The following is a 23393-nucleotide window of genomic DNA, read 5'->3' as shown; positions in this document are numbered from 1 at the left end:
CATATAAATAAAACATGACAGAATCGGAGGGATGAAGATGTCAAAACAAAACAGAAACGCGGAAAAAAAACCGCTCATGTATATTGTTCAGGCGGATTATTCAGACACGCAATCATCAATGCAGGACATATTAATCAAAAAAAGGAAAGCGCCGCAGCCGCCGGAAGAAGAGCCGATGCATGGAAAGCGGGAGGAAGAATGTAAAACTCAGCCTGAAGGAGCAGTGGCTGTCGAACCAGAAAAGCAAGTACCTGAACAGCACAGCCGCTCAGAAGAAGCCGTTCAAGAAGTTCCGGCGCAAGCGGAGCAGGACACTGCCAAGCCTGAAGCCGCTAAAAAAGAGCCTGAAGCCGCTGAAAAAGAGCCTGAAGCGGTTCACAATGCCGCCCCAGAGGAAAAGATCCCGCCAAAGCGCGTGAAAAAGCCGATGAGCAGAATGTCTATTCTTGAAAAAATTGATTTCTTAACGAAGCTGCCGCATAATATGCCGCGGACCCTTTGTCTGATAGAAGCTAACGGGAAAACCTACAGAGGCGTAATCGTCGGAAGAAAAAATAATGCGATCTTCCTGCGGACGACAAGCAACGGAGCGCCGGCAGAACTCGCAATAGACGATATTACCTCGCTGCATCCGCTTGGATTTTAACCATACAAAAAGCTGCCTGAATTCTTTAATCCGGCAGCTTATTTTTATGCTTTTTGATTTAAGAATGTGTGCGGTTGATCAGTCTCGGGTTCAGGCAATTGATGGCGCAGAAGCTATGGAGATCGACTTCAACGCAATAGTTCGTTTTTTCTAAACGGAATACATCGCAGAGAGAGTCTTTATCTGTAAAATCAAGAATGTGCTTATGCTCGTCAAAAGCAATAAGCAGGCTTAATGTGGCACAGCCGTCACAGACCCTTTCAACTCTGAAAAAAACGGTGTTAAAACACGGACCGTTATCCAGCTCGCCGACATTTCCGAATGCGGTAAACGGTGATGATTTAGAAGTGAAAAGTACAAACGGCACTGTATCGCCTAATGAAAAACCCGGCGATAAAAGGTTGGAATAGCATCCGGCCGGGCAATCTTCCTCGACCGCATTTTGAAGGTCTTCAATATTTTCTACCGCTTCACGCACACAGTATGTTGTATGCTTGCTCATAATATCCCTCCTGACTTCACGTTTTATATACCGGATTAAACGATATCGGAGAGTCAGCCGCCCGGAAGTCCGGGCGGGCTGATGATTGCATCTGTAATAGAAGGTTGGAAGGGGATTCTTCTTTAGGAAAGATGCGAATCAATGACTATCCGTGATGCTTTTTCTCTTTGTGCGGCTCAGGCCGGTCAACAAGCTCCGGTGAAAGGCATTGAATGGCGCTGAAGCAGCTCAGATCAACTTCAATGCAAAAATCTGTTTTTTCTAAACCGAAGAAATCCGGGTCACAAGGATGGCAGACGCTGAGGGTGTCGCCGTGCACATCTACGGGGCGCAATACTGAAAGCGTTGCGCAGCAATCACAAACTCTTTCTGCCCGGAAGAAAATAGACTCGAAGCACTGGCTGTCATCCGCAAATCCTCCGACGTTCCCGAATGTGGAGAACAAACCGCCTTTTTTATCAAACAAGAGAAACGGGATGGTATCTTTACCGGTAACCGTCGGGCTTAACAGATTGGTATAGCATCCAGTCGGGCATTGTTCTTCAACAGCCTCTTGTTCTGCTAAAATCTTCTCGACTGCATCGCATACACAACTTTCATCTCGGCCATGGTGTTTTCCGCAGCTCATGGATTTCAGCTCCTTCTTTTAGGGTATTTGACTTTTGTCTTTAACAACATATGTACGCGAGCCTCACTTGGTGTGGGTGAACGTCTATATATTCATCATATGCGGAGAAAATAAGAAAAAGCAGAGCATTTTTAGCTCTGCTTTTTCTTTTTAGAGGACAAGGGTGATGACTAAGACGGCAATCAGTAAATTTGTCGCTGTTGAGATCAACACTGCGATATCGGCATCTACTGTTGTCACGTTTACGCCGCGGGAGTTTTCGATGAGCAATTTTTGACGGTTGATTTGTTTGTTAGCTGTTAGCTGCAATAAGTCTTGTGCGACCAATTCAGCGATGACTCCGTCAGCAATTGAAGTGAGAGTGGCCGTTACGACTGCTGCATTAATCGCTGTCATGACTGAAGCGACTGCTTGAACGTCTGTTGACGTTACGTTAATATCACAAGAGTCTCTGATAATAATCGCTTCTTCAGAAACTTGTTTGTTGATATTCGCCTGAGCCAGGTCTTGGTCAAGGAAGGCATTATCTTCGCCAAATCCATGTCCATTACAGCAAACACTGCATCTTCTTCCTTCTTTTTCTTCTTTTTCTTCTCGCGGATGTTCGCATTCAGGATCAAGTGCAACCCAAGAGTATGGTCTGCTTTCCATATCTATTCCTCCTTTTCTTTTACTATTATTAAATGAGCCGGCCCCTTATTTTGACTCAGGCATCTATCCTGATAAAAATCACTATTTTTTAGTTATTGACCGGGATTTTGGCGTCTTTGCCGGAGCTGTTCGATTAATTGTTCTCTGCGGGTTTGCGGATTTGTCTGCTGTTCTTGCGCTTTTTCCTGCTCTTTTTTCTGTTTCTGGCTTTCAAGAAAAGCTTCTGTTTTCGCCTGCATGTCTTTGACTAATGCGATCAGCATTTCTTTTTCTTCATCAGGGATTTCCCGCATTTTATCCTTTGTCACGCCGTGTTTTTTGAAGACATTGCTGACGAGCACCTTTAAAAGCGGATCCACTTCTGGTAGATTTTCGAGTTCTTTTTTTAATTTTTCGTTATCTGCCATTTGTTCTCACCTCTATTTAAATATTTGAAAAGAAAGGTTAAAGGATGTCTAGTTCAGCAAAAAGTATATTTAATAATTGAAACAAAATTTGTACAAAGGCCATGATATCGTCTGCTGTCAGTGTGATTTTAATATTGCGGCTGTTCAGGACTTGAATGACGGTCCTCTTTTTTATTTGGCAATCATCCAGGATCAGCAGTTCGGTTGCGATTTGGTCGGCTGTGTCTTCATCTGCGATCGCGAGCTGTGTCGCGAGGATAATCGCCGTAGTAACTGAGGCTTGTATAGAAAGAGCGGCCGTTATATGTGTTGTATCTATTGTGACATTTTCGCAATCAATCACTTCGATCGTCTGCTCGAATTCGTTGGATAATTGTTCGTATATTTGCGGTTGCAGTGTTTCGACTTTTTCTTCAAACGACATAACCTTCACTCCTTTCTCATTCATACTCTATATAATGCAAATGAAACGCCGAGCGGAATAAGAAAAACAACTAAACCGCACCTATTTTTTTACCGGACAAGGTGCGATTCATGAAGATCAGGGTTTTCGCATATGTATAAAGAGGTCAAGTTTTAAAAAGGAGTGAACAGGTGGTTATCAATTGGCTTTCATTTATTCTGTTATCGTTTGCCGTTTTCCGGCTGGCCAGGCTTTTCGTATTTGACACCATTATGGCGCCGCTTCGGAGCCTTTTTCACGAGGAAAAAACAGAAACCGCACCCGACGGCACGACAGAAACCTACATTGTCATAAAAGGAAAAGGCATCAGGGCATTTATCGGTGAACTTCTCAGCTGCTATTGGTGTACGGGCGTATGGTGCGCCGCCTTTTTAATTGCGGCGCAGATTGTGATCCCCGAGGCCGCGCAATGGCTGATTTTGCTGTTAGCCATAGCCGGCGCGGCCGGGATCATTGAAGCTGCGGTTTCTCGTCTTCTGCAGGAATAAGGCGGTTCCACCAGCAACTTACCGTCACTTTCGGCATAAACTGGCATATATGACATAAGGAAAGGAAGGATCACCATGAATCAATCAAGCAAACCTTCCCAACACTCTCCATACAAATCAACTGTGCATCAGCCTTACGAAAAAAAAATTAAGAAAAAAGGCTGCGGCTGCGGCCAAAAGAAAAAACCGAAATAGCCGTTTTCAAAAAAAACCGGAGCTTCCGGTTTTTTTGTTTTTTGCCGAACGCCGGCCTCTGTCCGGCATAGATCATAGGAGGAGGGGATGTTATGAATATATTTGAATCATTCATAAACGGTAAATACCGCCGGCACAATCAAAATCAGCGGGAGCATGACAACTATATCTTATCTATTGAAAAACAGCTGTCTGAGTTTGATGAAGCGGGATCGCGCTTTGAGGAATGGATAGATGTGTTTGCCGCCGAAACAGAAGCGAAACTGAAGAAAAATGAGCATTCTCAATAAAATGAAATGAAATCCGCACCGGCCCTATGCATTTATCCAAGCCAAACAAGTCGGCTCACATAGAGTATAGAGAGTAAAGGAGGTGCTTAAATATGGGATTCGGATATGGCGGATTCGGCGGCGGCTACGGCGGTTACGGCTGCGGCGGCGGCTGCGGATACGGAGGCGGCTATGTCGGAGGCGGATACGGCTCAACATTTGTTCTTGTTGTCGTATTGTTCATCCTTCTGATCATTGTCGGTGCATCCTTTTTTGGCTAAACCTTAGCAAGACTTTGGATAAGCGCGGGACCGTTCAGTCCCGTGCTTCCCTAATGTATGAAGGATAGAGAAGGAGATGCGGAATTTTTTCCTTGTCTTACGGGCACACGTTCCGCCCTTTATTCATACAATATCGTATTACTCCACAAAAGGAGGCACACCATGGATAATCAATTTTTCAAAAATATTGAGAAGAAAACAGGCGTCAGCATGAAGGATGTCATGAACCTTGCAGGATCATTGCAAAATGCCAATTTCAAAGATGAAAACACGGTGAGAGGCGTCATTCAGAAGGTGTCCCAGCTGGCTAACAAGCGTGTTCCGAAAGAATTGGAAGACAAAATCGTTCAATCGATTACAAGCGGTAAAGAGAAACTTGATTTTGGCACCATTTCTAAAATGTTAAACAATAAATAGGCGTCAGCCGGCCTTGCTAAAAAGGCCTTTTTATGTGAGAAGAACCCGGCAGTGATCTGCCGGGTTCTTTATATCCTGAGTGCGCTCCGTCTGTCCGTCCGAAGAAGGGGCTCGAGAAATCTTGAGCTGCGCGCTGTTTTTCCCCGCCTGTACGCGGGACAAGATACATATAAATGCTGCATGGCCCTTGTCATGGCGACATACAGGAGCCGTCTTTCTTCTTCGAGCGGAGCGGGATCGCCCTGTCTCGCCGTCTCAAGCGCGAAGTCATGGGGGATCGAGCCGTCAGCCGCGCCTAAAATATAGACTGTATTGAATTCAAGACCTTTAGAGCGGTGAATGGTCAGCAGTTCGACGCCGTTTTCATCGGTTTTCTGATTCTCAGCGGCGCGCATATGATCGACATGCGCAAGAAAATCGGGAATGGTTTTGAATTTTTTGGCGGCCACTTTGACATCCCTGAGATCATCAGAGCCTTTTTCCAGTTTGTTTCCCTCATTGCCCCGTTTTTTTAAATACTCGGAAAAACCCATTTTGCTTTCTGCAAAGGTGATGGCTTCAACGGGCTTCATTGTCCGGATGCTTGCGAAAAACGGAACGATCTGCTTGATCTTTCCTATTTGAAAAGGCTTCAGGTCAGGCAGTTTCGTCAGTGCCTTAATCATCGTGCAATCTTCCGTGATTGACAGCGCCTTTAACGTTTGCAGGGCGGATTGCTTTAAAAATAAGGCGGGCAGCAGATCTTTCACCGCATCCGTATCATCTTCATTCTGACTCGCATATAAGTAGGCGAGGATCTGGCGTACGATTCTGCGGCTGTAGAACGTCTGCACGCCACGGTCGGCATGATAAGGAATCGATGATTGGTGCAGTCTTTCATAAATGGCCCGTCCGGCGCTGTTTGTCCGGTAAAGCACGGCAAAATCATCAGGACTCGCCCCGTTTTGAATTTTCTCTTTCATATCCGAAACGATCATGGTCGCTTCTTCTTCTTCATCGTAAGGATAAAACATCACGGGATTGTGAACGCCGTCTTTGACGGCAGAAAGTGTTTTTTCATACCGTTTTTTATTTTTCTTTACGACGGCATGAGCGCTTGAGACGATCGGATGCGGCGAGCGGTAATTTGCCGTTAAGTAAATGGTCTTTGCTGCCGGATAATCCTTTTGAAAATCAAGAATGAAAGACGGGCTGCTGCCGCGGAACGCATAAATGGATTGGTCGTCATCACCCACGCAGCACAGGTTATTCTCCGGGCTTGCGATCATTTGCATAATGTTGTACTGGACAGGATTAATATCTTGAAACTCATCAATCAAAATATGAGAAAATCTGTTTTGGTACTGCGCGAGAATATCAGGCCGGCTTTGAAACAGTTCATAACAGCCTTGGGCCATGTCATCAAAATCAAATTGCCGTTTTTCCCGCTTCTGCCGTTCGTAATGTTCGTAGAGCCGGTACACTTTTTTCTCCCAGTCGTCCGCAAGCGGAATGGTCTCATGGGGGAGATACGTGTTTTTCCAGCAGCCGATAAGCTGCAGCGCCTGGTCGACGGGAAACTCTTTTTCATCCAAATTTTCTTCATAGAGCGCCTTTTTCACATATTGCTCTTTTTGCCACTCCATTTTTAAAAGCTGGCTGCCGTTCCATTTTGAAGAATCAAAATGATAGAGTATTTTATAGAAAAAACTGTGGAATGTTCCGGTCACGAGACGGGAGACTTTTCCGGCTGCCAGCCCGTACTCATTCGCCATCCGCTCTTTCATTTCGGCGACGGCTTTTGTCGTAAAGGTCACAAGCAGCATATTCTCAGGTGAAATGCCGAGGTGTTCAATCATATGGGCGGCGCGGGCTGTCAGCACCCTTGTTTTTCCGCTTCCCGCTCCGGCAAGCACCAGCAGGGGGCCGTCCGTTTCCGTGACTGCCCGCATCTGTTCGCGGTTCAGGCCGATGCCGGGGAACAAAGATGTATCAGCTGCCTCGGATGTTGGTGAAAACGGTTCGGCCGCAGGCACTTTTTTCGGGCTTTTCCATTCTGAGACGATCGGTTTCGGATTCTCTGAAATCGCTTTTCCTTTCGGCAGGCGGAACATGCCTGCCTCCTTATACTCTTCTTTTTCTTTCTCCGCTTGTGGTTCCTCGGCCGCGCATGCTTTTTCACAGGCGGTGAAGTCTCCCTTTTGCCGATGATAAAATGCCGGCTGCTCTAAAATCGAAAGCCGCATCAAGACAGGCTGGTCACAATGTGCGCAAAAAATATTTCCTTTCTGAGCTTCTTCAAAAAGGAATTGGTAATGTTCTCTAGAATATGTATGTAAATGTATCATTCGGTTATTCAGTCGGGCGCATTTCAAAAAGGGGTCCTCCCATTAAAAGGTGTTCATCCATTTGATAGACAAAGAATATCATAACAAAAGAACCGCGTTTCAAAAAGTAAGATTAAGGGAAATGAAAAGCGAAGGGGAGGGGTACATATGATTTATGCAGGACGGATTCAAAACCAGCAGTATTCTCAATACGCAAACCGGGCAGCGGGTTATAAGCCTGATTACGCCGGCATTACGAAAGCGGCCGCCCTCGCCAATGACAGGGTGTACAGAGAGGTGGAGCGCCGCCAGGAAAACACCGCAGCCGCAGAAAAGAAAATGCATGAGGAAAAACGTAAGCGCTCTCTTTCCCGTCTGCCGCAAATTATGGGAAAAGGCCGGTTGATAAATCAATATGTGTGAAAAAGCCCGGAAATCTCCGGGTTTTTTTGAGCCGTATATATGAAAGATGCGGAAAGGAATGATTCAATTTGAGAAAGCTTTCATTATTAATTGCGGGGTTATTTCTATTCGGCCTCTTTACTGCCGGAATGAAACCGGCACACGCGGCGGAGAGCTCCGCAGCAAAAGATGTCACTCTCACACAGCTGGAGCCGCATGTCTGGATGCATACAAGCATCGGTACGGCAGACGGAAGTCCCGTCCCTGCGAACGGATTGCTTCTTGAAACTTCCAAAGGAATCGTACTGATTGATACTCCGTGGAATGACAGTCTCACAGAGCAATTAATGACACAAATAAAACAGCGGTTTCCCGGTAAAAGGATGACCGATGCCATTGTGACACACGCCCATGACGATCGCATCGGCGGGCTGAACGCACTGTACAAATACGGTGTAAAGGTGCACAGCACGAAGCTGACCGCCGACTTCGCCCGGCAGCAGGGATATGACCGGCCGCTCGGAGATTTGAAAAACGTGACAAAGCTGCAGTTTGGCGATATGAAAATTGAAACGTTTTATCCGGGAAAAGGGCATACGGAAGACAATATTACCGTCTGGCTGCCTGAGGATAAGCTCTTATTCGGCGGTTGCTTAATCAAGGCTTTAGAAACAAAGGAAATCATACCAACTCCGGGCTTTTATCCGGATCAGTGGCCGCGCGCCGTCCGCAAAGTCATGAAAAGATATCAGGACATCAGCATTGTTGTTCCGGGCCATGGCAGTCCGGGGGATGACCGTCTGCTGCCGCATACGATAAGCCTTCTGAAAGAAACGTAAAAAAGAAGACCGGCGCTCCCATTACGGAGTGCCGGCTTTTTTATCTCTTCCTGATTTTTATAAAACTGAGCAAAGCAAGTGCAAGCGCCAAAACGGTATATCCCGCTATCGGCCAAATATGCTGATGAAAGGAAGAATAATCTCCGGATATGACTTCCTGAGCCAGCTCGATCGAGTGGATAAACGGTAAGGCATAAGCGATATGTTTGAATGTGTCACCGAGCAGGCTCACCTCCATCCAAGCCCCGCCCAGAAATTGCACGAGTGTAATATAAATCGTTCCGATACCTGAAATTTGTTTGTCCGTAAACACAGCCCCTAAACATAAACCGAAGAAAACGGACATCATCGCAATCGGCAGCAAGACAGCGATACCTGCGAGAAGATTCATCCACTCGGCGGATAAACCGGCAGCAGCTGCTGCGATAAAACAAATGACGATTTGTAAAATGGCTAACGGAAGCATCGGCAGTGCGTAACCGATGATATACTCGGCTGTTTTTAAAGGGGAAGCAAACAAACGGGTCAAAAGGGCGGTCTGTTTGTCTTTTGCGATCAGCAATGCAGAGAACATCGTAAGGAAAGCGAAACCGAAAACAATGAGTCCGGGTGCTAAATGCTGAATTTTAAAGGTATCAAGCGGCGCATTTTTTTCAATTGCCGTAAACAGAAACAATAGAATAACAGGCAGTGCGATTCCAAGGATGATAGATAAGGGATCACGAAAAATCTCTTTGCGGTTGCGAATGGCGAAATCAAGCATAAAGACCCGCCTCTCCGTCACAAATCGCTAAAAAGGCATCTTCAAATGTGGCTGAATGAGTTTGTTTTTTCAGATCCTCTGCCGTGCCCAGTGCTTTTAATGTCCCATTTTCTAAAATGCAAATACGATCTGCCAGTGCTTCAGCCTCTTCTAAATAGTGTGTCGTTAAAATAATCGTCATGTCTCCCTTTAATGTCTCAAGATTTTTCCACAACTCGCGGCGTGAACGGACGTCCAGCCCTAATGTCGGCTCATCTAAGAAATAAATATCCGGTTTCGTAATCATGCCCATTGCGATGCTGAGGCGGCGCTGCATTCCTCCTGATAATGTTTTGGTTTTTGCTCTTTCTTTCTCTTTTAATTGAAACAATTCGAGCATCTCATCTGTTCTTTTTTTTGCTTCTTTTTTCGGAATTCCGTAGACTCCGGCTATAAACTCTAAGTTTTCCCGTACGGTTAGATGAGGAGCGATGGCTGTTTCCTGCGGGGACATATTCAATTTCGGTTTTATTTTATCCAAATCAGTCAAAATACTGTGTCCAAGCACTGATGCATCACCTTCATCCGGAGAAAGAAGTCCGCAAAGCATATTGATTAATGTCGTTTTTCCGGCTCCGTTCTCACCGAGTAAAGCGAAAAATTCCCCTTTCTCAACTGAGAACTCAAGACGGTCAACGGCGGCGGTTTCTTTATAATGTTTCGTTAATTGCTTCAGCTCAATCGCGTGCATTTACTCATCCTCGCTATCTGCGTCGATTTGCTTAGCGTTTAAAATATCTTTTGCAAACTCGAAAAAGAGTTCTTGTTTAACAAGTGCGATACCTTGCTGGTCATCCCCAAGCATAAGCAGTGAATCCCCCGGATTTATATCGAAAACATCTCTTGCTTCTTTAGGAATGACAATCTGTCCTTTTGTGCCCACTTTAACAGTCCCGAATATGTGTTTTCCTTTTGGTGCCGTCATGTTTATCCCTCCGAAATATGAATTGTATTTTTTGTATGAATTGTAATACTTCGTATACTAAACATACATTAACCTTCCAAAAAATGCAATAAAATTCATGAAACGGGATTGTTTTCATAAAAAAAGCACTCCTGCTATATCAACAGGAGTGCTTTTGATTTTATTGTTTGTATTCCTTTATCATTTCCAGATGGGGGATGCCCGCATCGAGAAATTCTTCGCCGGATGTGACGCGGTATCCTTGTTTTTCGTAAAACGGGACCGCCTGCGTCTGCGCATGTAAGATAAAGCTGCCGGCGCCCTTGGCTGCCGCCGCTTTTTCAAGCGCCTGCATTATGATGGCTCCGACGCCTAAAGAACGATGGCTTTTCATTACGCAGATGCGCTCTAATTTTCCATGCCCGTCTTTCAAGCGCCATCTGCCGGCTCCGACCGGCTGGCCACCGTCATATATGACTATATGCTCTGACGTGTCTTCGAATTGATCAATCTCTTCTTCTTCCGGAACGTGCTGTTCTTTAACAAAGACCTCTTTTCTGACGAAAAAAGCGTCGTTCAGCTGTTTTTCAGTTTTTACGATGATGGATTCCAAGCAGTTATTCTCCTCCGCCTAATAAAAATGTTTCGTACACAGTCCATGAGCCGTTATCCAGCTGATAGAGCAGGTGAAAACGGTCGATGACTTCTTCGTGGGAAATGTCCTGCATTTTCAGCTGTCCGAGTACGTCGGAATGTTCATCTGATGACAGCTTCTGGCCGACCGTGACATGCGGAACAAAGCTGTATTCCGGCTCGCCGGATAATGCTCCTGAGTAGCATTTCTCACTCAGAGATTTTAATTCCTCCGTCGGCTCTGCTTTCATATATATCACATTATTCACAGGAGAAAACGAGCTGTATTTTGTGATTTTCAGAACGAGCGGATGCGACTCTTTCGCCGTCTGTCTCAGCTGTGATACGACCTGCTCGATTTCCTGTTCTGTCGCTTCAAACGGATCTCTTACCGTCAGATGCGGCGGAATGAGCGCGTAGCTCGGGTCGTAGCGTTTCCGGTACGAATTTGCGAGATCCTGTAATTTTTTTGATGGAAATAAAACAATACCGTATTTCATGAAAGTTCCCTCCTTAAATGAATGGTTACAGCATTTTTTTCAGCGCCGGCGTGATGAGCGGCTGCCAGTAGGTCCATTTATGATCCCCGTCGAAGGTTTCATACGTGTATTCAGACTGTTTGCTTTCCAGCAGCTGTTTGAGCTCTTCGTTCGGCGCGGTGAAATCAAGAACCTGGCCGTCCGTCGTGTGAACGCCGGTTTCCTTTTCTCCGATTTGATGATAAACGGAAATCTGTTTGAGATCCTCCGACTGCCGGACGGCATCCAGCACGTGCCCGTCAACATACGGAGACTGCATGATGACGTTTCCAAACATATTCGGATAGTCAATCGCCGTCATGAGCGAAACGGTTCCGCCGAGGGAATCCCCGATCATGGTGCGGCCGTATCCGACTTGATAAGTCGGGTATTCTTTGTCGATAAAAGGAACGAGCTCATTGGCGATAAACCGCTTATATGAGGCGAACTTAGAGCCTTCTGGATGGTATGTGTTTCTTCGCTCCCGCACATTTTTATAAGGGACGCCGATAATGATGCAGCGGTCAATTTCCCCTTTTGACATAAGCTCTTCCGCCTGACGCCCGATTCTCCCTAATCTGAAATAATCATGGCCGTCCTGAGCGATGACCGTATGATATTTATACAGAGGGGAGAAGGTGGCGGGCAGGTAGACCAAAACGGTCATTTCCTCTTCAAGCTCATGGGAGAAAAGTGTTTTCTCATGAATGATTCCGTTTTTTGATGCCACTTCGCATTCCTCCAGGCCGCTTCTTGTCTTGATGGTTTTTTCCTATTGTACCATGAATTATTAGAAATTTCTTTCTTCAGATGCACTTCTTGCGAGAGTTCAGATAAATAAAAAGTTGTTGAAATCTATTTTATAGTGCGTTAATATAGAACAATCAGAAAATACAAAACAATATTCTTATCACGAGAGGTGGAGGGACTGGCCCTTTGAAACCTCAGCAACCGGTTTGCTTTGCCGCGGGAAGGCAAAGTGCCAAGGTGCTAAATCCAGCAAGCGATTCACGCTTGGAAGATAAGAGGAAGAGAAAAGCTCCTTCTTCTTATGAAGAGGGGGCTTTTTTATTTTTGAAAAAGGATGGTGCTTACTGATGACGCAGCATGTTGAAACAAAATTAGCCCAAATCGGAAATAGAAGCGAAGAAGCAACGGGAACGGTCAGTCCGCCGATTTATCTGTCCACCGCTTACCGCCATAGAGGAATAGGAGAATCTACAGGTTTTGATTACGTGCGCACGAAAAACCCGACACGCCAGCTCGTCGAAGACGCCATCGCCGTGTTGGAAAACGGTGCGAGAGGATTTGCTTTCAGCTCGGGAATGGCAGCCATTCAAACCATTATGGCTTTATTTAAAAGCGGGGATGAATTGATTGTATCCTCCGATTTATACGGAGGCACGTACCGTTTGTTTGAAAACGAATGGAGAAAATACGGCTTGAGCTTTATTTACGATGATTTCAGCGATGAAGACTGTTTACGCTCCAAAATAACGGAAAACACGAAAGCGCTATTTGTTGAAACACCGACAAACCCGTTAATGCAGGAGGCGGACATTGAAAAAATCGCCCGGATTACGAAAGAAGCCGGCCTGCTTTTGATTGTGGATAATACGTTTTATACCCCGGTCATCCAGCGTCCGCTTGAACTGGGAGCGGACATCGTCATTCACAGCGCCACAAAATATTTAGCGGGGCACAATGACCTCCTTGCCGGTCTGGCTGTCGTTAAGGATGAAGAGCTCGGCGACATCATGTTTAATCACCAAAATGCGATCGGCGCCGTTCTCCCGCCGTTTGATTCGTGGCTTTTAATGAGAGGGATGAAAACACTCGGACTCAGAATGCGCCGTCATGAAGAAAACGCCCGTGAACTTGCAGAATTTTTAGAACAGGAAGAGGAAATCGCCGACGTGTTATATCCCGGAAAAGGCGGGATGCTGTCTTTCCGGCTGCAAAAAGAGGAATGGGTCAATCCGTTTTTAAAGGCGCTGAAAACGATCTGTTTCGCAGAAAGTCTCGGCGGGGTGGAAAGCTTTATTACATACCCTGCGACACAGACGCACATGGACATTCCGGAAGATATCCGTATCGCAAACGGCGTCTGCAACCGCCTGCTGCGTTTTTCAGTGGGAATTGAACATGCAGAAGATTTGAAGCGGGATGTAAAGCAGGCATTACAGCAAGTAAAAGAGGGGGCCGTGTCATATGAGTAATCACAATTGGACGCTGGAAACCCAGCTCGTGCACAATCCATTTAAAACAGACGGAGCCACCGGAGCCGTCAGCGTCCCGATCCAGCATGCTTCCACATTCCATCAGTCTTCATTTGAAGAATTCGGGACATATGACTACAGCCGCTCAGGCACACCGACAAGAACAGCGCTTGAAGAAACGATTGCAGGTCTTGAAGGCGGAACGAGAGGTTTTGCTTTCAGCTCCGGTATGGCGGCGATTTCGACGGCGTTTCTGCTCTTATCCCAAGGCGACCATGTTCTCGTCACGGAGGATGTGTACGGCGGAACATTCCGCATGGTGACTGAGGTTCTGTCCCGTTTCGGAATCGAACATACCTTTGTCGATATGACGGACACAGAAGCGGTCGCCCGCGCCATCCGGCCGAACACGAAAGCCATTTATATGGAAACACCGTCAAACCCGACGCTCGGCATCACGGATATTAAGGGCGTCGTCAAACTGGCAAAGGAACACGGCTGTCTGACATACCTTGACAATACATTCATGACGCCTGCTCTGCAGCGTCCGCTTGATCTCGGTGTAGATATCGTGCTTCACAGCGCGACGAAATTTTTAAGCGGCCACAGTGACGTGCTGTCAGGCCTTGCCGCCGTAAAAGATGAAGAGCTCGGCAATCAGCTGTATAAGCTGCAAAACTCGTTTGGAGCGGTGCTCGGTGTTCAGGACTGCTGGCTCGTATTGAGAGGCTTAAAAACATTGCAGGTCAGACTGGAAAAAGCGAGCCGGACGGCTGAGCGGCTGGCTGCCTATTTTGACGGGCATCCCGCCGTCAAAAACGTTTACTATCCCGGACTTGCCGGACACCCGGGAGCCGATACCCATAAACGTCAAGCGAGCGGAGCGGGCGCCGTCCTGTCCTTTGAATTGGAAAGCAAAGAAGCCGTCAAAAAGCTGGTCGAAAACGTATCGCTTCCGGTATTTGCCGTCAGCCTCGGCGCTGTCGAGTCCATTCTCTCATACCCTGCAGCCATGTCGCATGCCGCCATGCCGAAATCAGAGAGGGAAAAACGCGGCATCACAGACGGCCTTCTGCGCCTGAGCGTCGGAGTCGAAAACGCCGAAGATTTAGAACGCGACTTCGAACAGGCATTGAAAAAAATAACCCCCGCCCAAGTGAGATCATAAACGAAAAGGGCGCCGTCAATTTTGCGACGCGCCCTTTTTTATTTTAGATAAAAAAAGTGTTGACGAATGAGAAATCAGGATATATAATTATAAATGTCAGAGAGACAACAACATACCCAGCAACACATACATATCATGATTCCGTAGCTCAGCTGGGAGAGCGCTACCTTGACAGGGTAGAGGTCGCTGGTTCGAGCCCAGTCGGAATCATAGCCAAAACCCTTGCGTAGCAAGGGTTTTTACTTTCTCTTAATATAGCCGGTTTATCAAATTCGCAAGTTGTTGGCAAACTGTTGGCGAACTCGATTTTTTGGCTCGAAATTTATTGTCCGTATCTCTTATTAGGGTCAAAATTGTTGAAAAGTTCAGCTGGTGATGCCGTCAAGTAGACCCAAACCGCACTGTCGGTATTGCATTTCTATCCGGCCACAAACTTCGGTATCAATATAAAAAGGCCCTCTCATAAAATGGGGGCCTTCAGTGTTCTTTTAAATAGCTTCTTTTAGTTGTTCTATTACACTTTTCAACCATTCTATAGGTGGTAAGCCAATTGTCGGGAAATATATTTCTGCATTACACTTTATAATGTCTTCCTTTTCTTCTATAGTTAAATCGCTATTTAGAAACTCTTCGCAATACTTTACTGTAAATAGCAGACCTTCTTTACTAATTTCCTCAATAAATTCCTCTAAGGCATGCTCAGGGGATTGGATATCTTGATGAAATGTTGCACCTAAAAAATTTTCTAATTCATCTAAGAAATCATACCTTTCATCCATGATACTTCCTCTCTTTCTATTTGGTTGGATATCCTGTAAGAATAAAGTTACCGTTATTATCTTTTTTGAGTATAATTTTTGCGTTTGTAACGTTTTCTACTAGATCTGAATTTCTTGATACACTTCTGCCGATTATTTCTCCATTGCCCTTGTATCTTAACATTAATTTAGGTTTTTTAGGATCATCAATCCAATTTTCGATTTTCTTTATATTTTTTGGATCGTTTAAAACTGAATTAGCAATTCTTTCAGCGGTAGCCCTATCTTTAAATGTAGATGAAGCTGTAATATGTGGGTTAGGATCAGTTTTCAGTCTTTCTATTAATTCTTTATCTGTTTTCCCAACATGTTTTTCCAATAAATGTCCGCCTTTTGCTTCGTGAGCAGCTAAACCCCCGCCCGGTGCGAGAGGACTGCTGTCTCCTTGTTTAACACTATGTATGCCGTTATTGTCAGAAGTCACAGATTTACTGAGCACACTCTCTTTCTGACCTTCAATAATACTTTTCAACAAAGGAGTATTCTTCACATTGTGAGTATTTTCAATATCCAGTGCTATTCCGGCAAGCGCGGGTTCGTACTTGTTTTTCGAAACAGAATTGATATAGTCTTTTCCTTTTTCAATCCTGGTTTTTACATGTTTTGCAGCCGCTTTTTCACTGGCTTCCAAGACGTTATCCACTTTGGCGGCGCCTGTTTTGGCGAGCTTACTTGATACTTTTACAGCTGAGCCGGAACCTTTTAGTCCGACGATGCTCCCGATGGCGTAGGTGATGTAATGGGATCTTGAATACGCATCCCCGTTAACCATTTTATCATTCCACGAATCCGCCAGGTTTGTCCATATGATTTTTGCGTAGGAGGGCGTGTTCAATACAGCCGATATGGTTTAGCGACTTTTTGTTCATCAGAGAGATGGTAAAAATCCCATGCGCCGACAGCCAGATCTTTGACGCCGGTTATGGTGTCTTTTCCAACATCATAAAGGCCGACGCCTATTCCTTTGACGATATCCCAAGCTGTTTCTCCGACTTCTTCGAGCTGCTTTGCTTGTTCGAGCTGCATCACGTATTCCACCTGAGCGGGTTCAAGGTTTTCATAGCCGATCTTCTTCGCGATTTCCAAATACTCATCCGGATCGGTGATACCATCCGCCAGCTTTTTCTTCAGATCCTTGATTTCACGCTCTTTCGCTTCTTCCTTTTTAATCGTCAAATAAGCATCCGAATGTCTTGCAATCTCGCCTTTTTTCTTATGGATGTCGCTTTCTCGGTATGCCTTGGCGTTGTAGTGAAGCGGCGTGGCGCTTTTTCCTTTGCCCGTGGCGTTTTGAAGCTGCTGGAAGTCAGCTTGGATGAACTGTTCGTTTGCTTTGGTTTCTGCGTATTCTTTCGTTAGATCGTGATCAAGCTTGCCGAGCTTATGTATCGTTTCGCTTCTTTTTTTGTCAGCTGAGGAAAGCTTTTGATCTGTGCTTTCCGTTGAAAACAGATCAAGCGAGATGATGTCTTCAATCTCTCCGAGGATGGAGCGCATGTCCTTTTTTTGCTCTTCCATAATCGCCTTTGATTTACTGAGGGCATGGGTGAGCTCGTGCTCCAGAAATGATTCCTCCACATGCGAATTGGAAAGTCCGGCATCTTCGACCTTGCCGGGAAGGCTTGTGAGAAATGCGATTTTCATATCGATCAGATCAAGCCAGCTGTCTGTGACGCCGGCGTGGTCTTTGAAAAAGGCTTTGATGTTGTCAGCGCCCCGGCCTGAGAAATCATTGTCACCAAGATCAGCCATACCTTGAAACGCTTTTTTCAGATTGACCATCTGGCCGCGCAGTTTTTTGTATTCACCCGCGCGCTGTTTGGCGGCGGCCAGGAGGGTGGTTGCTTCGAAAACTTTCATGACCATATCCTTTCATGCGAAATACTTCAACAAGATATTACCATGGAAGAATGAGGAATAAGGTCAATGTGCTATCTTAAATGGTAAAATGAATCATTTGACCCATTTCTTTGTCCTTTTAATTATGTGATTAAGCATTTGAGAAGAGAGCTTATGGATGAGAAACCGGAGTGCAGGGAATTTACTCGGCAGCGTTTGAATTAATTGAATTGGAAAGATTAAGCGGGGTAAAAAGGTTGGAACAGTCACATTAAAGACATTATTACTTTGATAAGGAGAAATAATTATGAAACAAATTCATTGAAAGGTATAGTATTATTAGATTATGAATTGTAGTGTGTTAAAAATGAAAATAGGGTAATTCAAGGTGCGGGTGAGTTATTAACCGGAAGTGATATATTAACGGAAAATAATGTACCAGGCAGCTTGAACTCATTGAAGGTGATGAAATTGAAGTCATTGTTAAAAAAAAATAATTTTTCATTTTAGTCAAATAAAACATGTATTTTAAAGAAAGGTTATTAACATGAAGATAGTATAAATAATCCTGATTCAAATGGAGAGATTAAATTATCTAAAACTTCGTATAAGTCTTTTTGTTCTGTTTTTTATTTCTGATACCCCTTTTACTTTGCTATAATACAGCTTTAAAGTTGCAGATCACAAATATAGAGCGCGGTGTATTAACGGGGGGGAATGAATATGGTAAACAAAGTATTACGTAAAATAAATGGAGCAACAATTTTCTTTATCCTGGTTTTAGCATTTGATTTAACTGTTTTCTTAATGTCTCATGATGGTTATTACTTAAGCTTTGTGGTGGAAACAAATTATATTTTCCCTGTACTGCTTACTTTAGTCGGTTTTTTTGTGTTAGCTCGAAGGTATAAAATACTGAAATTATATGTAACTTGTATAACAATTCCAGTAGTACTTATAGTTGCATTGTTGGCTGCAACTGGTGATTCATACGGTACCATTTCTTCGCCAGCTAAAAATGTAACAGTAACAATAGAACATAGAAACGCCACCTTAGGGGAAACGAATCACTTTTACGATTTTTATGTTCATGTTCCTAGTTTATACCCTGGTTTAATGAGAAAAGTGAATAAGGACACCGTATATATTATGACCCGAAATACAGAGGGTGAAGACGACCTTGATGTGTTAGGAGTAGGTAATGCCGAATGGAAAGATAACAAAATAATTTTCCATTCAGCATATGAAAAGGCGATTGAGGTTGATTTATAGTTTTAGTCTAAATTGACGCATTTCAATGAAACAGATCGGGGGATCGCAATGAAAATTTTGAAATTTAAATTTGACGATTCGTTCTTTGAGTTACATGCAGCATTTAAAGTTAATTTGGATATTCAAACAGATTATGATATCCAGAAGGATATGCTCATGATGAGTAAAGCGATACTCAAAACAGCCGGCTATACAAAGTTCTTAACCCAAGATACATATATTAGATATGAAGAAAGCAACTCAGTTTATTGTCATTATTCTTTTGAAGAAACTAAGTAAATATGCATCATAAGGAACTCTCGCCTTTTTTAGGAGGAAGGTATGTCAATTTTAACAATAATTGAAATCGTGTGAGTGGCAACTGTATTAGGGTTATTTGCATGGACTTTTAAAAAAGAGAAAAATACTGATGAAGATGTATTAAATTATGCTAGATATATGATTTATTTGCTTATCGCTGAAGTTGCATTGTATGTCGTATTTCAAATTGTTTAAGTTTATTCCAGGCAAAGAGAGATGTGAATCATGATAGATGTCTTAACTAATATCTTAAAAAATGACAGACTGGATGAATACCCATTATTTAAAAAGTTTTGCTCTCTCAAAGAAAAAGGGTTACGTAAAGAATCCTTTAAAGTATTATCTTCGTTTATCGATGAAGCCAAAACGTGGGATAATCATGCACAACAGAATTTTGCTTGTTGGCTATTTGCTTTATTAGAAACATCAGATGATATTCACCATATACTTGTTCACCCTTTAGAAATGGATCTTTTAAAGCCTTTGCTTGAATCATGGATGAAGAATAACCCCGAAGATCCAAGACCATACAGGTGGTATGGTGTGTTTTTAAATACTAAAAACCGTGTCGATTACTTAAATAATGCACTTAGACTAGGAGGCAGTAATGAACAATTATCTTTATTAACGTTAATCGATATTCATTTGAACGCCTTGTGGTATTCATTTCATCACATATCCGAAGATTTATATCTAGGCGATATTAAAGAAGATAAAGCACTTCTTATCAAGTCCCGGCAGTTGAACAACAAGATAGAATGTCAACAAACAAGAAAAAGCAATAACGAACAGCTTAACTATTATCAAGATTTGTTGAATGACTGGTTGTTGTTTAAAGAAGAACAATCAAAGGGATTTGTTGAATGGTGTGAAAATAAGGGCAGAAGCTATCCTTGGGTCAAATCTTATTATTACGAAAAATAGCAATTGCAAGCATGTTTGATTTTTAATTGTAAGGGGAGATAGATTTGATGATAATAAGATACGTAACTGTTCTTATTTTATCGGCCATATGCTCTGCACTGGTATATGTTATCACCTTGGATCAAGCTGAATATATCCCTTATCTTATAATTAGCGGGATCATGTTGACATGTTATTCAATTTTTGAATTGCCATTGCAGCTTTTCTTAAACCGAAAACCTAGAAGGTTCAATTTTAAATATCTCTTAATATATACAGTGTTTTCATTTATTGCATGGCGGTTCTCTTTGAACCTTATAACCCAATAGGGTCTATACTAGCGAGTTATGAGATATATTTATTCAGTGTATTATTTGCTCTGATCTTTTGACTTTGGGACTCTATTCTTGTACAGAAAGTTGTGGGTTAAGTAACTGAGCTCTAAATAAAAATACCTTTTTGTATTCATCAGTTCTTCCCTTATCTTCAAATATTGTACAATTTCAGAAGGGTGAGCAACTTTGAAGTGAATGGATTGAGGATAGATAGAAAAAAACATTGTTGTTGCGGAAGGCTGGGGTGAATAGGCATCAATCCTGGAAGACATTTATCAGCAGCGATTTAAGGATGTTGAATGGAAGCGGCTTGTTTAAAGTCTAAACATTTATATGTTAGTACATAAATTGTGAGATTTACTTATATCAACACGGCATGATAAAGAAAAGGGTTGTTTATGTTGAACTGGAAAATAAATGAAAAAATTATGTTTGCAGGAACTTTAATTGCAATTTTTTTGATTTTAATTTTTAGCGTAATATTTATTAAAGGAGCAAGCCATACTCCCGGTAAGGATGATGTTGCTGTTTTTGGGAAATTTGCAATCAGCAGACCGCCGGTCAACTATGATCTATATAATAAAGACAATTCCAAGACGGTTTTAGAAAACGTTACGGGTTACTATGAATTATCTGACTCCCAAGTTTATGTGCAAAATAATTCTGATTTTGTTGTGATTAATAAAGGAACATCATATGAGAAAAGATCGCTGAAGAGAGCTTCGAAAAATGATAGGAGAATGTTAAGCAGAATAAATAAATTTGAGAAAGAATAAAGAATTTATTAATCAGAAAAAAACACAAAATGTTAAAATTCCTTAAAGTTAAGGCATAATCATTTTTTTAGACGTATTGAAATCTTTTCTTAGAGGAGAAAGTTTATGGATTTACTTAATTGGACTTATATTATATCTACAATTATAGGAGCTCTGGGTTCATAAGTTTATTGTGGTTCTCTTATTTTAATAATAAAAGTGAAAAATAAAGCAGAACATCGCGATGAATTATTAAACGGAAAAATAAAAGTAAATAAAGTTTTAAAAACCGAGAATGTATTGCCGTATCATCATACAAGACCTTTTGGCCATTGCATTTTGTAGTTATTCCAAAAAAACGCATCTCTTCTTTGATAACTTTGGAAGAAGACGACCTTGCTCTAGTTGCTGGGTGTGAATAAAAAGGTGCGGAGAAGGTGACAAAAGAAAATGGTTCTAGCAGGGTACTTACAAAATCGAAGAATCTGAATTAAGCAAGTTCTTTATGTTTCTTCTCCATAGCTCTGAAGTACCTTAATTTGAAACATCTAACCCCTTGTTTAATTCTTTTCCTTTTTAATTAAATTTTTGTACATTAACATGGCGGCAAAATCATCACCTCTTCGATCCATTTTTGCATCTCTTCGTTTATTTCAGTTGTTACCTTATCCATGCTTAAAATATTTCAATCTAGAAAAAGTATATCTGCAGATGTTATTGAGATGCAGACATTTGGAGTTTAATAAAGAAATATCGCCACATACTCAAGACCCCCTCACCATTCTGTGAGGGGGTCTATTTTATTTATCTTATTAATTTGAAATATGCGTTGACCAGCAATTCATATTCAGAGAGATCAATTGTTTTTAGATTCACCGTTCTTTTTGTTCTCGACAAATCTTTTTGTCGACTAAATCACTCTGTTTAAGGTGAATCGGTTGTTAGAACATCATGTGACGCACTTTCTTTAAAAAGCATACACACACATATTAGAGGGCTGAAATTTACCCGAATGAATTAGGATACGGCGGCCCAAACTGCTTTCCGCATGGAATCAACCTGGGCAACTGGTCAATAGCTTTAAAAACTTCATCATAACAGGGAAGTGCGGCGGGCATTGGGAATATAAAGGAATATAGGCTTACAGCTATGCAGGATGGATGAAAATCCGTCAGACGGCGAAGGAAAGGCAATCTCCCTGTGTTGTGACAGTTCGAATGCGGGGGTATGGAACTTCCCATTCATCCGGAGATATGTCAGAGGGACGAAGCGACTTTTTGAGGAGGAAGCGGAATGATTAAATTTACACGGCCTTCACCTATGAAGAAAACATGTACGATGCACCCGGAAAAGGAATCTGTCAGATCAGTTTCGTTTACTGATTTTAACGGCAATTCTGTAACAATAACCCTTTGTCAAATGTGTCTGGCTGAATTAAAAATGAAAGCCGCGACTGAATACAGGAGCATGACCGAGGAGCGGGCCAAACTGAATCGTTTCAAGATTGGTGATCATGTGTATTTAGAGCATTTGGGAGTCGTCAGCGAGATAAAAAACATGGAAGGCGCTCGAGTGGCAAACAGGACAGACACAGACGGAGTCCGGAAGGCTACCCCTAAGGAAATCGCAGAGTATAAAAAGCAGGGGAAGCGATGACGGTGAAAAATTATTCAGTCAATTATTTATCAGTTGTGTTACTTATGGGAGCGGGGGCCGGATGTTTACGGGTGCGCGACTTACACGGCCGGAGCCTCCACGGTGGAGAGGAGGAGAATTCAAACTAAGAATGTGAATTGATCAAACGCAGTTTCATGAATCTTCGAAGGCTTTCCATCCGAAATTTGGGTGCAGTATGGGAAATTTTTTTGTGGAAACTTGACATAATGCTGTCAGGTCCCTATTGTATGATTAAATGAATGGCCAGTAAAATGATAGGAGGCGTTCAATATGAAGCTGCTGCAAATTAGACTATTGGTTAATGACTTTAAAAAAAGCGTCGAGTTTTACAGAGATTCATTAGGACTTCCAATAAGTTGGTTAGAGAAGGAAATGGAATATGCACTTTTCGATAATGGAGAAACGAAAATAGAGCTTTTATCTCAAGAAAATATGGCTGAAATAGTTGGAGAAGAAAGAAAATCTTTAGACGGAGATGCGCAATCGAGATTTTTGCTTCAATTTAAGGTAGAAGATGTTGATAAAACGTATGACTATTTGCACAAGCAAGGGATTACATGCGTCAATGAACCACATGATCGTCAGGAATGGCGTGCACGAGTTGCTCATTTCAGAGATCCAGATAATAATCTTATTGAAATATATAAAATGATATAATTTTTTGACCGGCAAGATTAAGGTAATGCGTTTGTTAACTTACCTTATGATTTTTATAGTCTGCAAGAGAAACATATATAGATCCAAGACGGAAAGCCT

Annotated in this window: 29 protein-coding genes, 1 tRNA gene, 1 pseudogene and 1 riboswitch; of the genes and pseudogenes, 17 read left to right on the top strand and 14 right to left on the bottom strand. The window is 42.9% G+C overall.

The window, feature by feature from the left end; translation table 11 throughout:
- Positions 1-37: 37 nt before the first annotated feature.
- Complete coding sequence (locus C5I45_RS13700; protein ID WP_043866992.1) at positions 38-646, top strand: CotO family spore coat protein; 609 nt, start codon at positions 38-40, stop codon at positions 644-646.
- A gap of 58 nt (positions 647-704) precedes the next feature.
- Here C5I45_RS13700 and cotZ read toward each other — a convergent pair whose 3' ends face one another.
- From cotZ to C5I45_RS13675, 5 genes are all read right to left on the bottom strand, one after another.
- Entirely contained in the window at positions 705-1148 is a 444-nt protein-coding gene (gene cotZ / locus C5I45_RS13695) for a spore coat protein CotZ (protein ID WP_003154997.1), read from the bottom strand.
- A 145-nt stretch (positions 1149-1293) separates the two neighbouring features.
- On the bottom strand, positions 1294-1776 hold the full coding sequence (locus C5I45_RS13690; protein ID WP_003154995.1) for a CotY/CotZ family spore coat protein: 483 nt from the start codon (positions 1774-1776) through the stop codon (positions 1294-1296).
- Positions 1777-1926: 150 nt separating this feature from the next.
- The gene (locus C5I45_RS13685; protein ID WP_003154994.1) at positions 1927-2427 is read right to left on the bottom strand and encodes a spore coat protein; all 501 of its coding nucleotides are present in this window, start codon (positions 2425-2427) and stop codon (positions 1927-1929) included.
- Positions 2428-2519: 92 nt separating this feature from the next.
- Positions 2520-2834, bottom strand: a complete 315-nt coding sequence (locus C5I45_RS13680; protein WP_003154993.1) for a hypothetical protein — start codon at positions 2832-2834, stop codon at positions 2520-2522.
- Positions 2835-2871: 37 nt separating this feature from the next.
- Positions 2872-3258, bottom strand: a complete 387-nt coding sequence (locus C5I45_RS13675) for a spore coat protein (protein ID WP_003154992.1) — start codon at positions 3256-3258, stop codon at positions 2872-2874.
- A 170-nt stretch (positions 3259-3428) separates the two neighbouring features.
- Here C5I45_RS13675 and C5I45_RS13670 point away from each other — a divergent pair, with 170 nt between their 5' ends.
- The 4 genes from C5I45_RS13670 to C5I45_RS13655 all read left to right on the top strand — a co-directional run bounded on the left by C5I45_RS13670 (position 3429) and on the right by C5I45_RS13655 (position 4947).
- Entirely contained in the window at positions 3429-3785 is a 357-nt protein-coding gene (locus C5I45_RS13670) for a DUF1360 domain-containing protein (protein WP_015388440.1), read from the top strand.
- A gap of 287 nt (positions 3786-4072) precedes the next feature.
- Complete coding sequence (locus C5I45_RS13665; protein ID WP_003154990.1) at positions 4073-4270, top strand: hypothetical protein; 198 nt, start codon at positions 4073-4075, stop codon at positions 4268-4270.
- A gap of 92 nt (positions 4271-4362) precedes the next feature.
- Positions 4363-4530 carry a YjcZ family sporulation protein gene (locus tag C5I45_RS20255; protein ID WP_003154988.1) on the top strand — a complete coding sequence of 56 codons (168 nt, stop codon included), beginning with the start codon at positions 4363-4365 and terminating at the stop codon, positions 4528-4530.
- 162 nt (positions 4531-4692) lie between these two features.
- Entirely contained in the window at positions 4693-4947 is a 255-nt protein-coding gene (locus tag C5I45_RS13655; RefSeq protein ID WP_003154986.1) for a sporulation-specific transcription regulator SpoVIF, read from the top strand.
- Between the two features lie 68 nt (positions 4948-5015).
- Here C5I45_RS13655 and C5I45_RS13650 read toward each other — a convergent pair whose 3' ends face one another.
- Positions 5016-7301 carry an ATP-dependent helicase gene (locus C5I45_RS13650; protein ID WP_107994447.1) on the bottom strand — a complete coding sequence of 762 codons (2286 nt, stop codon included), beginning with the start codon at positions 7299-7301 and terminating at the stop codon, positions 5016-5018.
- 120 nt (positions 7302-7421) lie between these two features.
- On the opposite strand from C5I45_RS13650, the gene C5I45_RS13645 reads away from it, so the two are divergent.
- Both C5I45_RS13645 and bla read left to right on the top strand, forming a co-directional pair.
- Positions 7422-7676, top strand: coding sequence for a hypothetical protein (locus tag C5I45_RS13645; protein ID WP_003154980.1), 255 nt, complete (start codon positions 7422-7424; stop codon positions 7674-7676).
- A 68-nt stretch (positions 7677-7744) separates the two neighbouring features.
- Complete coding sequence (bla, locus tag C5I45_RS13640; protein WP_107994446.1) at positions 7745-8494, top strand: subclass B1 metallo-beta-lactamase; 750 nt, start codon at positions 7745-7747, stop codon at positions 8492-8494.
- A 40-nt stretch (positions 8495-8534) separates the two neighbouring features.
- Here the strand turns inward: bla and C5I45_RS13635 are convergent, their stop codons facing one another.
- From C5I45_RS13635 to C5I45_RS13610, 6 genes are all read right to left on the bottom strand, one after another.
- Complete coding sequence (locus C5I45_RS13635) at positions 8535-9257, bottom strand: ABC transporter permease (RefSeq protein WP_107994445.1); 723 nt, start codon at positions 9255-9257, stop codon at positions 8535-8537.
- Entirely contained in the window at positions 9250-9987 is a 738-nt protein-coding gene (locus C5I45_RS13630) for an ABC transporter ATP-binding protein (protein ID WP_003154975.1), read from the bottom strand. The genes C5I45_RS13635 and C5I45_RS13630 overlap by 8 nt, the downstream gene beginning before the upstream one ends.
- Positions 9988-10221 (bottom strand): AbrB/MazE/SpoVT family DNA-binding domain-containing protein, encoded by a 234-nt coding sequence (locus tag C5I45_RS13625; RefSeq protein ID WP_003154973.1) that lies wholly within the window; start codon positions 10219-10221, stop codon positions 9988-9990.
- 160 nt (positions 10222-10381) lie between these two features.
- Positions 10382-10813 (bottom strand): GNAT family N-acetyltransferase, encoded by a 432-nt coding sequence (locus tag C5I45_RS13620; RefSeq protein WP_003154971.1) that lies wholly within the window; start codon positions 10811-10813, stop codon positions 10382-10384.
- Positions 10814-10817: 4 nt separating this feature from the next.
- Positions 10818-11333, bottom strand: coding sequence for a YjcG family protein (locus tag C5I45_RS13615; RefSeq protein WP_003154969.1), 516 nt, complete (start codon positions 11331-11333; stop codon positions 10818-10820).
- 25 nt (positions 11334-11358) lie between these two features.
- On the bottom strand, positions 11359-12081 hold the full coding sequence (locus C5I45_RS13610) for an esterase family protein (RefSeq protein ID WP_003154967.1): 723 nt from the start codon (positions 12079-12081) through the stop codon (positions 11359-11361).
- A gap of 174 nt (positions 12082-12255) precedes the next feature.
- Positions 12256-12379: riboswitch (SAM riboswitch) on the top strand.
- 69 nt (positions 12380-12448) lie between these two features.
- Between C5I45_RS13610 and C5I45_RS13605 the strand changes: the two genes are divergently transcribed.
- The 3 genes from C5I45_RS13605 (at position 12449) to C5I45_RS13595 (ending at position 14948) form a co-directional block, all read left to right on the top strand.
- The gene (locus C5I45_RS13605) at positions 12449-13570 is read left to right on the top strand and encodes a methionine biosynthesis PLP-dependent protein (RefSeq protein ID WP_024085136.1); all 1122 of its coding nucleotides are present in this window, start codon (positions 12449-12451) and stop codon (positions 13568-13570) included.
- Positions 13563-14738, top strand: coding sequence for a cystathionine beta-lyase (gene metC, locus C5I45_RS13600; protein WP_003154961.1), 1176 nt, complete (start codon positions 13563-13565; stop codon positions 14736-14738). Before C5I45_RS13605 ends, metC begins: the two co-directional genes overlap by 8 nt.
- Before the next feature lie 137 nt (positions 14739-14875).
- A tRNA-Val gene (locus tag C5I45_RS13595) sits at positions 14876-14948 on the top strand.
- A 278-nt stretch (positions 14949-15226) separates the two neighbouring features.
- Here C5I45_RS13595 and C5I45_RS13590 read toward each other — a convergent pair.
- Positions 15227-15517 (bottom strand): contact-dependent growth inhibition system immunity protein, encoded by a 291-nt coding sequence (locus C5I45_RS13590; protein ID WP_025851902.1) that lies wholly within the window; start codon positions 15515-15517, stop codon positions 15227-15229.
- 16 nt (positions 15518-15533) lie between these two features.
- A pseudogene (locus tag C5I45_RS20165) lies at positions 15534-17416 on the bottom strand (ribonuclease YeeF family protein).
- 702 nt (positions 17417-18118) lie between these two features.
- Between C5I45_RS20165 and C5I45_RS13580 the strand changes: the two are divergent.
- From C5I45_RS13580 to C5I45_RS13545, 7 genes are all read left to right on the top strand, one after another.
- A complete protein-coding gene (locus tag C5I45_RS13580) occupies positions 18119-18667 on the top strand; it encodes a hypothetical protein (RefSeq protein WP_032861417.1) in 549 nt (182 codons plus the stop codon).
- Positions 18668-18715: 48 nt separating this feature from the next.
- A complete protein-coding gene (locus C5I45_RS13575) occupies positions 18716-18946 on the top strand; it encodes a hypothetical protein (RefSeq protein ID WP_025851900.1) in 231 nt (76 codons plus the stop codon).
- Positions 18947-19192: 246 nt separating this feature from the next.
- Positions 19193-19891 carry a hypothetical protein gene (locus tag C5I45_RS13570; RefSeq protein WP_025851897.1) on the top strand — a complete coding sequence of 233 codons (699 nt, stop codon included), beginning with the start codon at positions 19193-19195 and terminating at the stop codon, positions 19889-19891.
- A 47-nt stretch (positions 19892-19938) separates the two neighbouring features.
- The gene (locus C5I45_RS13565) at positions 19939-20199 is read left to right on the top strand and encodes a UPF0715 family protein (RefSeq protein WP_226565940.1); all 261 of its coding nucleotides are present in this window, start codon (positions 19939-19941) and stop codon (positions 20197-20199) included.
- 404 nt (positions 20200-20603) lie between these two features.
- Complete coding sequence (locus tag C5I45_RS13560; protein ID WP_058905941.1) at positions 20604-20981, top strand: hypothetical protein; 378 nt, start codon at positions 20604-20606, stop codon at positions 20979-20981.
- Between the two features lie 1272 nt (positions 20982-22253).
- Positions 22254-22616, top strand: a complete 363-nt coding sequence (locus tag C5I45_RS13550; RefSeq protein WP_025851892.1) for a hypothetical protein — start codon at positions 22254-22256, stop codon at positions 22614-22616.
- 291 nt (positions 22617-22907) lie between these two features.
- A complete protein-coding gene (locus C5I45_RS13545; protein ID WP_015388384.1) occupies positions 22908-23294 on the top strand; it encodes a VOC family protein in 387 nt (128 codons plus the stop codon).
- Positions 23295-23393 lie beyond the last annotated feature (99 nt).

Origin of the sequence: Bacillus sp. ZY-1-1 (genome assembly GCF_003047165.1) — a bacterium.
Taxonomy (GTDB): Bacteria; Bacillota; Bacilli; order Bacillales; family Bacillaceae; genus Bacillus; species Bacillus velezensis.
Note: the sequence above shows the minus strand (reverse complement) of the source record. Positions and strands in the feature narration are given on the sequence as shown.

Excerpts from the sequence above, each read along its gene's own strand:
- C5I45_RS13625 (WP_003154973.1), bottom strand. The coding sequence starts at position 10,221 with ATGACGGCACCAAAAGGAAAACACATATTCGGGACTGTTAAAGTGGGC.
- C5I45_RS13590 (WP_025851902.1), bottom strand. The coding sequence starts at position 15,517 with ATGGATGAAAGGTATGATTTCTTAGATGAATTAGAAAATTTTTTAGGT.
- C5I45_RS13545 (WP_015388384.1), top strand. The coding sequence starts at position 22,908 with ATGAAGCTGCTGCAAATTAGACTATTGGTTAATGACTTTAAAAAAAGC.
- C5I45_RS13635 (WP_107994445.1), bottom strand. The coding sequence starts at position 9,257 with ATGCTTGATTTCGCCATTCGCAACCGCAAAGAGATTTTTCGTGATCCC.
- C5I45_RS13575 (WP_025851900.1), top strand. The coding sequence starts at position 18,716 with ATGAAAATTTTGAAATTTAAATTTGACGATTCGTTCTTTGAGTTACAT.
- C5I45_RS13700 (WP_043866992.1), top strand. The coding sequence starts at position 38 with ATGTCAAAACAAAACAGAAACGCGGAAAAAAAACCGCTCATGTATATT.
- C5I45_RS13550 (WP_025851892.1), top strand. The coding sequence starts at position 22,254 with ATGATTAAATTTACACGGCCTTCACCTATGAAGAAAACATGTACGATG.
- C5I45_RS13580 (WP_032861417.1), top strand. The coding sequence starts at position 18,119 with ATGGTAAACAAAGTATTACGTAAAATAAATGGAGCAACAATTTTCTTT.
- C5I45_RS13655 (WP_003154986.1), top strand. The coding sequence starts at position 4,693 with ATGGATAATCAATTTTTCAAAAATATTGAGAAGAAAACAGGCGTCAGC.
- C5I45_RS13605 (WP_024085136.1), top strand. The coding sequence starts at position 12,449 with ATGACGCAGCATGTTGAAACAAAATTAGCCCAAATCGGAAATAGAAGC.
- C5I45_RS13560 (WP_058905941.1), top strand. The coding sequence starts at position 20,604 with ATGTTGAACTGGAAAATAAATGAAAAAATTATGTTTGCAGGAACTTTA.
- metC (WP_003154961.1), top strand. The coding sequence starts at position 13,563 with ATGAGTAATCACAATTGGACGCTGGAAACCCAGCTCGTGCACAATCCA.
- C5I45_RS13645 (WP_003154980.1), top strand. The coding sequence starts at position 7,422 with ATGATTTATGCAGGACGGATTCAAAACCAGCAGTATTCTCAATACGCA.
- cotZ (WP_003154997.1), bottom strand. The coding sequence starts at position 1,148 with ATGAGCAAGCATACAACATACTGTGTGCGTGAAGCGGTAGAAAATATT.
- C5I45_RS20255 (WP_003154988.1), top strand. The coding sequence starts at position 4,363 with ATGGGATTCGGATATGGCGGATTCGGCGGCGGCTACGGCGGTTACGGC.
- C5I45_RS13680 (WP_003154993.1), bottom strand. The coding sequence starts at position 2,834 with ATGGCAGATAACGAAAAATTAAAAAAAGAACTCGAAAATCTACCAGAA.
- C5I45_RS13570 (WP_025851897.1), top strand. The coding sequence starts at position 19,193 with ATGATAGATGTCTTAACTAATATCTTAAAAAATGACAGACTGGATGAA.
- C5I45_RS13690 (WP_003154995.1), bottom strand. The coding sequence starts at position 1,776 with ATGAGCTGCGGAAAACACCATGGCCGAGATGAAAGTTGTGTATGCGAT.
- C5I45_RS13630 (WP_003154975.1), bottom strand. The coding sequence starts at position 9,987 with ATGCACGCGATTGAGCTGAAGCAATTAACGAAACATTATAAAGAAACC.
- C5I45_RS13565 (WP_226565940.1), top strand. The coding sequence starts at position 19,939 with ATGATAATAAGATACGTAACTGTTCTTATTTTATCGGCCATATGCTCT.
- C5I45_RS13685 (WP_003154994.1), bottom strand. The coding sequence starts at position 2,427 with ATGGAAAGCAGACCATACTCTTGGGTTGCACTTGATCCTGAATGCGAA.
- C5I45_RS13675 (WP_003154992.1), bottom strand. The coding sequence starts at position 3,258 with ATGTCGTTTGAAGAAAAAGTCGAAACACTGCAACCGCAAATATACGAA.
- C5I45_RS13665 (WP_003154990.1), top strand. The coding sequence starts at position 4,073 with ATGAATATATTTGAATCATTCATAAACGGTAAATACCGCCGGCACAAT.
- C5I45_RS13615 (WP_003154969.1), bottom strand. The coding sequence starts at position 11,333 with ATGAAATACGGTATTGTTTTATTTCCATCAAAAAAATTACAGGATCTC.